The following is a 10,234-nucleotide window of genomic DNA, read 5'->3' on the forward strand; positions in this document are numbered from 1 at the left end:
TCAACGAGCCGAAGACCGTGGTGCAGAACGGCTACCTCTACGGCCACCACGCGCCCGGCTTCCAGGACCCACAGGCGGCCTACCTGGTCGCCCACCACCTTCAGCTTGCCCACGGCCTGGCCGTGCGCGCGCTGCGGGCCACCGGCAGCGCCGCCCGGATCGGCCCCGCCCTCAACCTGCACCCCTGCTACCCCGCCGACGACAGCGCCGAGGCGGCCCGCGCCAGCCAGCTCTACGACGGGTACGAGAACCGCCTCTACCTCGACTCGATCCTCAAGGGCAGCTACCCGGCCGACGTGCTGGCGGACCTCGGGGCCGACAGCCGGATCGCGCGGGGCATCGTCGACGGCGACCTGGAGATCATCTCCTCGCCGGTCGACCTGCTCGCCGTGCAGTACTACACCCCGTACTACGTGACCCCCACCGGGGGCACGGTCACCCGCTGGCCCACCTCACAGGCGGACTGGCAGCAGATCTACCCCAACGGCATGTACGACATCCTGACCCGGGTGACCCGGGACTACGGCCCTCTCCCGCTGACCGTCACCGAGAACGGCCTGCCGCAGGCGGACACCCTCTCCGCCGACGGCACCGTCGACGACACGGGCCGGATCGACTTCCTGCGCGAGCACATGGCCGCCGCGCACCGGGCCGTCTCCGACGGGGTGCCGCTGGAGAGTTACCACGTTTGGTCGCTGCTGGACAACTTCGAGTGGGCCGAGGGGTACGACCAGCGCTGGGGCCTGGTGTACGTGGACTACCCGACCCAGCGCCGGGTGCTCAAGCGCAGCGCGCACTGGTACCGCGAGGTGATCCGGGCCAACGGCCTGTAATCGACGGTTCTCCCCGTCGGGCGGGTGCGGCGAACCCGCATCAGCCCGGCGGGAGCCCCGGGCCGCCGGGCGCGCCACGGCCGGCGGCCCGGCCCGGAGCGCTCAGCTCAGCGGGGGCAGCGCCTGCTGGAGTTCGGCCCGCAGCGCCGGGGTGAGCATCTCGCCGGCCTGCTTGGCCAGCCGTGCCATCTCGTACCCGACCACACCGATGTCGGCGTCCCCGGCGGCCAGGGTGGCCAGGATCGAGCCGTCGCGCACCTGCATCACCAGGAAGTAGCCACGGCCCATCTCCACGACGGTCTGCTTGACGACGTCGCCGTCGAACATCTGGGCCGCGCCGGCGGTGATGCTCATCAGCCCCGAGGTCACCGCGGCCAGCTTGTCGGCGTGATCGCGCGGCAGGTGGTCGGAGACGGCGACCAGCAGCCCGTCGGAGGAGACCACGATGGCGTGCGCCACCCCTGGCACCCGTTGCGCGAACGCGCTGACCAGCCAGCTCACGTCCCGCGCCTCCTGGCTCAACGTCATCATTGATGTTCCCCTTCGGTCCGCCCGCCGGCCGGCGGCAGGAAAAGCTCGGTGGTCTCCTCGGCCTCGGCCCGCCGTACGCCGCTGTAGAGGCGGCTCAGCATGCCGCCCACGGCCTCCGGGTCCGGGTCGGTTCGCGGGGTCGGCTCCCGTGACCGCGTTGGCTGCGGCAGGGCGGCGAGCTGGGCCATCGGCACCCGGACCGGCAGGCCGCGCTCGTTGACGCCCCCAGTCACCGGCACCGTGGGCGGCGCGGCCTCGCCGGCCGCCGCGCCGGCCGCCGGGCCCTGCCGCGACCACCAGCCGCCCCCGGTGGGGGCGGCCGGTCCGGCGACCGAGGTGAGCACGTCCTCCGCCCGCACCGGCATCGGCCGCCCCGGCGTCGGCACGGTGACCCTGCGCGGCCGGCGCCCCGCCACCGGCAGTTCCACCGGCTCCGGGGCCCCGGTGCCACCGCGCGGTGGACCGCCGGTCACCGGTTGCCGCACCGGGTCCTCGGCCAGGGGGGCGGTGATCCGGGGCAGGTTGGTCAGCGTGGTGGTCAGCATCCGCGGCGACGCGGGCGAGTCGAGCTGCACCGGCGGCGCGGCGGTGAGCACGGGGGCCGGGAGCCGCACCCGGGCCACCAGCCCGTCGTGGCCGGAGTGCAGGCGCACCGCGACCGCGTGTCGGGCGGCCAGATGGCTGACCACGAACAGGCCCATCCGTTCGGACGCGGCGACGTCGGCGGCCGGCGGGGTCACCAGCACCTCGTTCGCCTCGGCGAGCGCGGCCGGGCTCATACCCAATCCGCGGTCGACGATCTCCACCACCGCGTCGTACCCCTCGCGCCGGGCGGTGACCAGCACCGTGGTGTCCGGCCGGGAGAACGCGGTGGCGTTCTCCAGCAGCTCGGCGAACAGGTGCACCAGGTCCCCGATGACGTGCCCGACGACATACAGGTCGGCCACCTGCTCGTGGCGTACCCGTTGGTACTGCTCGATCTCGGCGCTGGCGGCCAGCAGCACCGCGGCCAGTGCCACCGGCCGGTTCCACCGCCGGGTCGACTCGCAGCCGGCGAGCACCAGCAGGCTCTCGTCGTTGCGCCGCATCCGGGCGGCGAGGTGGTCGAGCTTGAACAGGTTCTCCAGCTGGTCCGGGTCGCCCTCCTCCCGTTCCAGGCCGTCGAGCAGCTCCAGTTGCCGCTCCACCAGGACCTGACTGCGCCGGGCGAGGTTGACGAACATCAGGTTGACGTTGCGGCGCATGGTGGCCTGCTCCACCGCGACGCTGACCGCGCTGCGGTGCACCGCGACGAACGCCTCGGCCAGCTCGCCGACCTCGTCGAGGGAGCGGACCACCGCCGCCGGCACCTCGATGTCGGGCACCCCGCCGTTGACCTGGCGGAGCCGGTCGAGGGCGTCCGGCAGCTCGATCTGGGCGATCCGCAGCGCCTGGCCGCGCAGCAGCCGCATCGAGCGGGCGATCGTCCGGCCGACCAGCACCGAGATCAGCAGGGCCACCAGCAGCACCGCGACGATCCCGCCGGCCACCAGCAGGGTGGTCCGGAGCTGGCCGGCGCTGGCCTCGTCGGCCTGGCCCACCGCGTCGTCGACGACGCTGGTCTCCAACTGCCGCAGCAACTCCTGACGCTGCTCGCTGGCCGCCCACCACTGCGGGGCGGGCAGCACCCTGGCCTCCGCGCCGCCGCTGGGCAGGCTCTGCTCCTCCAGGCGGGTGGCGGTGGTGAACGCCGGGTCCACGGAGATGGCGTCGTAGCGGCGGATCTGGTCGGTGGTGGCCGCGACCCGGAACGCGCCGAGGGCCGTGAGCTGCTGGGCCCGCAAGGTCGGTCAGCTTCGACCTGGGTCCTCCACACCGTACCGACCGGGGCGGCGCGGCGGGGTACAGCTCCGCGCGGACGCGGGAAGGAGAGATTCCCTTACCCGGGGCGAGCTGGACGTAGCGCAGCACGCTGTCGTTGAGCGCCCGCCGGCCCTCCCCCGGCGAGGGCTGGGCGAGCAGGTTCAGCAGGGCGGTGACGGCCCGGTGGTAGTTGCTGAGGATGGTGTCGCTGGCCAGCACCGCCGAGGGCACCGCCGCACGGATGTAGACGACCTGGTCGTATGCCTCCAGCGCCGCGGAGTACGCGACCCGCCAGGCGGCGTCGGCGTCGGCCAGCGGGCCGGCCGCCCGCCGCAGCTCCTGCACGGCGGCGTCGGTGCTGGTCTGCACCGGCTTCAGCGCGACGATGGCGGCGTCCCGCGCGGCCCCGCCGCCCCCGCCGCGGCGCAGCTCGGCCAGTTCACCGGCGGTACGGTCGCGCTCCTGCTGGAGCTGGTGCACCACGGCGGTGATCTCCCGCCCGATGCCCACCTGCCGCGCGAAGTCGCTCAGCTCGGTGGTCCGCCCGACCAGGCCCTGCGTCTGCACGCCGGCCAGCACCAGGAACGCCACGGAGGGGATTACCAAAACGGTGGCGAGCTTGGTCCCCATCCGCCAGTCCCGCAGCCGCAGCGGCGAGCGCCGGCGGTGCGGCACGACGCGGACGCCGAACCGACGCCGACGGTGGTTCGATACCTCGCTTCGCGCCGGATCGGGACCTGCGCCCACACGTGCCTCCTAGGTCCCTCGCATCCGCCGCACCGGACAGCGGGGTCCATCCAACCAGGCAGGATCGCCCTGTCAACGGGCCAACCTGAGCTGGGGATCAGGAAGGATACCGAGGGTGGCGCGGTCCTGACGGGGTCGGTGAGGGCGCCTCATCCGTCCGGCCGATGTCCACGAGCGGCACCGACGCGTTCAGCCGGCGCAGCGCCACCCGGGCCGCGCCCGTCGCGCCGACCTCCGGGTCGGGGTGGTGACACACCCGGCGGGGGGCGAGGACGACCGCGAACGACTCCCGCCACCACGCGGAGGCCGCCACCGCCCCGCCGCCCAGCACGACCTCGACCGGCCCGCCCACGGTGGACTCCAGCTCGGCGAGGTCCGCCGCGACCAGCCGGCAGACCCCGGACATCAGGCCGGCGAAGATGTCGACCGCACCGGTGCCGAAGCCCAGCCCGCGCAGCCCCCCGGACCCGGCCGGCGCCCGACCGGGCGGCCGGTCGCCACCGAAGTGCGGGTCCGCCGCGACGCCCCCGCCCGGGGGGATCCGGGCCAGCGCGGCGTCCAGCGCGGCACCCCGGGGCAGCCGCAGCGCGCGGTCCGCCCAGGCGAACAGGTTCCCACCGGAGGAGTACGCGGCCCCGGTGACCACGTGGTCGTGGTCGACCCGGTACCGCCACAGCCGGTCCGGCAGCGGTGGCAGCTCCGCCCCGGCCGGCGCGGTCTGGATCAGCCGGACGGCGGAGGAGGTGCCGACCGTCACCGCGGCCCGGCCCGGGTCCACCGCGCCGGAGCCGACGTTCGAGGCGGCCCCGTCGCCCACCGGCGCCGCCCAGGCCACGCCGGCGAGCTGCGGCCAGCGGCGGGCGTACTCGGGGCGCAGCCGCCCCCGCCAGTCGTCGCCCGCCAGCTCGGGAAGCTGCCCCGGGCCGGCGGCGGCCAGCTCGCACGCCTCGGCGTCCCAGGTCAGGATGCGCAGGTCGAGCAGGCCGGTGCCGGAGGCCTGGGACACCGACATCGGGGCCGCGTCGAGCAGCCCGCCCAGCACGTACTCGGCGAGGCCGACGAACCGGGCGGGCGGGGTCGAGGCGCGCTCGCGCAGCCAGGGCAGCCGAACCGACCAGTAGCAGCGGTGCCACCAGGTGCCGGTGCGCTGGTGGAACGCGGCCTCGTCGGCCGGGCCGGTCGCTCCCGCCGGGGGCTCGGGACGGGTGTCGAGCCAGGTGAGCACCGGTCCCAGCGGCTCACCGGCGCGGTCGGTCGGCAGCACCGAGTGCCACTGGGCGCTGGTGGCGACCAACCCGACGTCGCGCAGGTGACCGCCGGCGGCCAGTTCGTCCAGGCACTCGGCGAGGCAGGCCAGGTAGGTCGGGGCGTCCAGCGTCCCCGCGCCGTCGTCGTCGACCGTCACGCGCACCTTCCGGCGGGCGAGGGCACCGGGACGCGGCACGGCGTCCGGCCCCAGCACGAGGCCGCGCACCGAGGAGGTGCCCAGGTCGAGGGCGAGGATATCCATCGTCGATCACCGTACCCGGCGGGCGCCGCGCCGGCCCGGCGGTCGACGTCGCCGCAGGTGGCTGGCAGGCTGATCCCGTACCCCGGGATCGGTTTCCCGGTCGACGGCGGCGCGCGTAGGGTGACGACATGCCCGCGCACCCGACCTGCTGGTGGCCCGCCGACCCGGCGGCCCACCCCCGCGCGTAGCTTCCCACGCGGCCGCCCCACGAGGCGGTCGCCGGTTTCTCCCCGGCCCAGGGCCGCCCCCGACGGCGCCGCCCGGCCCCACCAGGAGACCCCGATGACCCGCCCGCACGACCTGCTCGCCGCCGTCGCCGATGGCGTCGACCCCGGCCCCTTCGCGCTCGTCCGCCGCGAGGGCACCGACCACCTGGAGCTCTTCACCGGCACCGTACGCGTCGTCGACCGGCTCGCCGACGTCCCGCTGCCCGACGGGCCGGCCGGGCCGCGCACGCTCGCGCTGGTGCCGTACCGGCAGGTCACCGAGCGGGGGTTCGCGTGCGTCGACGACGGCGCCCCGCTGGAGTGCCTCCAGATCGCCGCGCACGTCCGGTTGCCGCTGGCCGACGTCCTGGCCGCCCTGCCCGACGCCCCGGTGGTGACCACCGACGCCGGCTTCGACATCGCCGATGCCGAGTACGCCGACACCGTCGCCCGGGTGCTCGCCGAGGAGATCGGCCGGGGCGAGGGCGCGAACTTCGTCATCCACCGCACCATGCGGGCCGCCGTGCAGGGCGCCCCGCTGGTCGCCGCCCTGGCCGCGCTGCGCCGGCTGCTGCTGCGCGAGCGCGGCGCGTACTGGACGTTCGTGGTGTACACCGGCACCAGGATCCTGGTCGGGGCCAGCCCCGAGCGGCACGTCAGCGTCGACGACGGCCTGGTCATGATGAACCCGATCAGCGGCACCTTCCGGCACGGCGGGGCTGCGGACAGCGCGGCGCTGCTGCGCTTCCTCACCGACCCTAAGGAGGTCGACGAGCTGTACATGGTGCTCGACGAGGAGCTGAAGATGATGGCCACCGTCGCCGAGCGCGGCGGGCAGGTCGTCGGCCCGTACCTCAAGGAGATGTCCCACCTGGCGCACACCGAGTACCTGCTCGTTGGGCAGAGCGGCCTGGACGTGCGGGAGGTGCTGCGGGAGACGATGTTCGCGCCGACGGTCACCGGCAGCCCGATGGAGAACGCCTGCCGGGTCATCGCCCGACACGAGCGCGCGGGGCGGCGCTACTACGCCGGGGTGCTGGCCCTGCTGGGCCGCGACGAGGCCGGCCGGCAGACGCTTGACGCGCCGATCCTGATCCGCACGGCGGAGATCTCCCCCGCCGGGCAGCTGCGGGTGCCGGTCGGGGCGACCCTGGTACGCCACTCCACGCCGGAGGGGGAGGTGGCCGAGACCCACGCCAAGGCCGCCGGAGTGCTGGCCGCCCTCGGCTTGCGCCCGGACGCCCCCGACCCCGGGCCGGGACCGGTGCCGAGGCTGGCCGACGACCCGCAGGTACGCGCCGCGCTGGCCACCCGCAACGCCCCGCTGGCCCGGTTCTGGCTGGACCAGCGCCCCCCGGGCGCGGTGGCGCTGCCCGGGCTGGCCGGCCGCCGGACGCTGATCGTCGACGGGGAGGACACCTTCACCGGCATGCTCGCCCACCAGCTACGCGCCCTCGGGCTGGCCGTCGAGGTGGCCCCGTGGCACTCCCGACCGGGCGACGACGCGTACGACCTGGTGATCGCCGGCCCTGGCCCGGGCGACCCGAGGGCGGTGGACCAGCCGAAGATGGCCGCCCTGCGCGGGCTGCTCGCCCGGCGGCTCGCGGCCGGCGCGCCGACCCTCGCGGTGTGCCTGGGCCACCAGCTCCTGGCCGGGCTGCTGGGGCTGCGACTGCACCGCCGCGACGCGCCGTACCAGGGGGTGCAGCGCGACATCTCGGTGTTCGGCACCAGCCGTCGGGTGGGGTTCTACTCCACGTTCACGGCCCTCGCCACCGCCGACCGGGTGGCCAGCGCGTACGGGCCGGTGGAGCTGTCCCGCGACCCGGTCGACCACGCGGTGCACGCGCTGCGCGGGCCCGGCTTCGCCGGGGTGCAGTTCCACCCCGAGTCGGTGCTCAGCCGCGACGGCCTGGCGGTCCTGGCCGATCTGCTGGGCCACCTGTTGTCGGTGCCGCCGGGCCGTTCCCCGGCCACCGCGCGCGCCGTGGCGGCGGGGCTGACGCATGAACCCGTCGATCAAGGGTAGGGATGCCGGCGACCGGCGGTGCGGACGGGTCGGAAGCCCCCGCCGGCACCGCCGGCCGCCCGGGCCGGTGGGTCAGCCGGTCGTCACGCCCCGCTTCAGCGCCGCGCCGATCTCCACCGCCCGCTTCGCGGTCAGCGCGGTGGCGGCCAGCGCCACGTGGTCCGGCGGGATCTCGCCGTTGTTGCTGGTGTGCGAGGCGCCGTACGGGTTCCCGGCGACGAACTGGCTCGGATCGGTGTAGCCGGGGGTGACCACGATGCCGCCCCAGTGGTAGAAGACCGTGAACAGCGACAGCAGCGTTGACTCCTGCCCGCCGTGCACGGTCGCCGCCGAGGTGAACGCGGAGTAGACCTTGTTCGCCAGCGCGCCCCGCGCCCAGAGCGGGCCGGTGGTGTCGATGAACTGCTTGAGCTGCGCGGCGATCATGCCGTACCGGGTGGGGGAACCGAAGATCACCACATCGGCCCAGGACAGGTCGTCCGGCTCGGCCTCCATGACGTCCTGGGTCTGGAGCCGGTGCGCCTGCCACCCCGAATTGGACCGGATCGCCTCGTCCGGTGCCAGCTCACGCACCTTGCGCAGCCGGACCTCCGCGCCGGCCTCGCCGGCGGCCTCGCACGCGGCCTGCGCCATCTGATACGTGATGCCGGTCGCGCTGTAGTAGATCACCGCGACCTTGATCCGGCCTGCCATCAGGTCCTCCTCGTTCTCGGGTCAGCTTCGGCGACTACCCGTTGGTTGCGGCGTCAAACTTCGGTGGACGGCCCTGCCGGGCCCCGGAGCGGGTGAAGCCGCAGTTCGGGCGCGCTATAACCTGGTGCGGTGATCCTGCCCCTGCCGGACGGCGAGTTCCGGGCGTACCTGTTCGACTGCGACGGCACCATCGTCGACTCGATGCCCCAGCACCACACCGCCTGGCAGCGGGCCCTCGACGAGTGGGGCTGCGACCTGCCCGAGGACCTCTTCTACGCCTGGGCCGGGCGGCCGGTGGCCGACATCGTCGCCGACCTCAACGCCCGGCACGGCCTGGCGATGCCGGTGGACGCCGTCGCCGCCCGCCGGGAGGCGCTCTACCAGGAGCTACTTCCGACGGCGGTCGGCGTGCCGGGGGTCCTGCGGCACATCGACGACGCCCATGGGCGGGTGCCCTTCGCCGTGGTCTCCGGCAGCACCCGCGAATCCGTCACCGCGTCCCTCGGCGCGCTCGGCATCCTCGACCGGTTCGACGCGCTGGTCTGCGCCGGCGACTACGCCCGGCCCAAGCCCGACCCGGAGGCGTTCCTGCTCGCCGCCCGGCTGCTCGGCGTACCGCCGGGCGACTGCCTCGTCTTCGAGGACGCCGACCTGGGCATTCAGGCCGCCACCGCCGCGGGCATGGCCTCGGTGCGCGTCCCGCAGCCCCGGCGCGGCTGACCCACCGCCGGGCGGCTCGCTCAAGATTTGCGCAAGTTCCACGGCTTACCGGGCCCGTCCGGGTCGACAAGCGCCATCCTGATCGGACCGGCGCCGGTGGCTCGTGCCGCCGCCCCTCGCCGGTCGACCTGAACGGGGGATCGCGCTCCGTCGGCGACGAGGCCGGCGTAGCGCGATCAGGGGACAGAAACCGCCCCCGACGAGGTCCCGCCTTCGACCGGTTCAGCCGAGCAGGGCATCCAGCAGCCGGTCGAGTTCCGCTGCCGGATCGGCGTCGGCCCGGTGTGCACCGGCCCCGTCTGGTCGTCGGCTTCGACCACACCGGGCAGCGAGCCGCACTCCCGCAGCGGGGGTGACACACCGGATTCCGGTGACTGACGGAGCACGAGGCCCACCCTGGCCGGGAACTGTCCGCCCGCCCGCTCGCACCGCCGGTCCTGCTGCTATCCACGATCGTGCCCCTGAATGCTTCCCGAGCCGTTCGGGTAGCCACCCCGTGACCCACGAGAGGAAGGACGAGCCAGTGCGACTGAACGAGCAGCAGATCCGTTCGCTGTATGGGCAGGATGTCCAGGACCGCTCGGGCGCGAAAATCGGCAGCGTGGGCCAGGTGTGGGCCGACCCGGCCGGTGAGGCTACCTGGGTCAGCGTGAAGACCGGCGTGATGGGCCACCACGAGTCGATGGCCCCGCTCCAGTCGGCCCGGATGCAGCAGGGGAAGCTGAGCCTGCCGTACGACAAGGCGACGGTGCGCGGTGCGCCCAGCGTGGAGACGGGCACCGACGAGCCGCTGGATGCCCAGCAGCTCACCCAGCTCTACGCGCACTACCAGCTCCAGCAGCCCGGCGCGCAGGCCCCGCAGCAGGGCCCGGCGCAGCAGCGCACGACCCGACGCCCGGAGGGACCGGAGATAACCCGCTCGGAGGAGCGGCTGCTGGTGGGCACCGAGAGCGAGCCGGCCGGAGCCGCCAGGCTGCGCAAGCACGTCGTCACCGAGGACGTGCACACCACCGTTCCCGTGGAGCACGACGAGGTGCGCGTCGAGCGCGAGCCGATCGCGCCGGGCGACCGGCGGGCGCGGGCCGAGATCGGCGACGAGCAGCAGGAGATGCTGCTGCGCGCC

Annotated in this window: 8 protein-coding genes and 1 pseudogene; 4 read left to right on the forward strand and 5 right to left on the reverse strand. The window is 74.7% G+C overall.

The window, feature by feature from the left end; genetic code table 11:
- A partial coding sequence (locus MCAG_RS05130) for a glycoside hydrolase family 1 protein (protein ID WP_036372404.1) occupies positions 1-833 on the forward strand: 833 nt, incomplete at its 5' end.
- 102 nt (positions 834-935) lie between these two features.
- Here the strand turns inward: MCAG_RS05130 and MCAG_RS05135 are convergent.
- From MCAG_RS05135 to MCAG_RS05145, 4 genes and pseudogenes are all read right to left on the reverse strand, one after another.
- Positions 936-1,355, reverse strand: coding sequence for a roadblock/LC7 domain-containing protein (locus MCAG_RS05135; RefSeq protein ID WP_007071910.1), 420 nt, complete (start codon positions 1,353-1,355; stop codon positions 936-938).
- Between the two features lie 5 nt (positions 1,356-1,360).
- Complete coding sequence (locus MCAG_RS05140; RefSeq protein ID WP_007071911.1) at positions 1,361-3,187, reverse strand: nitrate- and nitrite sensing domain-containing protein; 1,827 nt, start codon at positions 3,185-3,187, stop codon at positions 1,361-1,363.
- 154 nt (positions 3,188-3,341) lie between these two features.
- A pseudogene (locus MCAG_RS35615) lies at positions 3,342-3,836 on the reverse strand (nitrate- and nitrite sensing domain-containing protein); the annotation flags it as partial.
- 214 nt (positions 3,837-4,050) lie between these two features.
- On the reverse strand, positions 4,051-5,463 hold the full coding sequence (locus tag MCAG_RS05145) for an FGGY family carbohydrate kinase (protein ID WP_007071912.1): 1,413 nt from the start codon (positions 5,461-5,463) through the stop codon (positions 4,051-4,053).
- Between the two features lie 282 nt (positions 5,464-5,745).
- On the opposite strand from MCAG_RS05145, the gene MCAG_RS05150 reads away from it, so the two are divergent.
- The gene (locus tag MCAG_RS05150; protein WP_007071913.1) at positions 5,746-7,698 is read left to right on the forward strand and encodes a chorismate-binding protein; all 1,953 of its coding nucleotides are present in this window, start codon (positions 5,746-5,748) and stop codon (positions 7,696-7,698) included.
- Between the two features lie 72 nt (positions 7,699-7,770).
- Here MCAG_RS05150 and wrbA read toward each other — a convergent pair whose 3' ends face one another.
- Positions 7,771-8,391 carry an NAD(P)H:quinone oxidoreductase gene (wrbA, locus tag MCAG_RS05155; RefSeq protein ID WP_007071914.1) on the reverse strand — a complete coding sequence of 207 codons (621 nt, stop codon included), beginning with the start codon at positions 8,389-8,391 and terminating at the stop codon, positions 7,771-7,773.
- A 129-nt stretch (positions 8,392-8,520) separates the two neighbouring features.
- On the opposite strand from wrbA, the gene MCAG_RS05160 reads away from it, so the two are divergent.
- Together MCAG_RS05160 and MCAG_RS33440 are read left to right on the forward strand one after the other, a co-directional pair.
- Positions 8,521-9,111: an HAD family phosphatase gene (locus tag MCAG_RS05160; protein ID WP_007071915.1), complete on the forward strand. Its 591-nt coding sequence runs from the start codon at positions 8,521-8,523 to the stop codon at positions 9,109-9,111.
- Between the two features lie 523 nt (positions 9,112-9,634).
- On the forward strand, positions 9,635-10,234 hold a 600-nt coding region (locus MCAG_RS33440; protein WP_198141505.1), incomplete at its 3' end, for a PRC and DUF2382 domain-containing protein.

It is taken from the genome of Micromonospora sp. ATCC 39149, assembly GCF_000158815.1.
In the GTDB taxonomy this organism is placed as follows: Bacteria; Actinomycetota; Actinomycetes; order Mycobacteriales; family Micromonosporaceae; genus Micromonospora.

Excerpts from the sequence above, each read along its gene's own strand:
- MCAG_RS05145 (WP_007071912.1), bottom strand. The coding sequence starts at position 5,463 with ATGGATATCCTCGCCCTCGACCTGGGCACCTCCTCGGTGCGCGGCCTC.
- MCAG_RS05150 (WP_007071913.1), top strand. The coding sequence starts at position 5,746 with ATGACCCGCCCGCACGACCTGCTCGCCGCCGTCGCCGATGGCGTCGAC.
- wrbA (WP_007071914.1), bottom strand. The coding sequence starts at position 8,391 with ATGGCAGGCCGGATCAAGGTCGCGGTGATCTACTACAGCGCGACCGGC.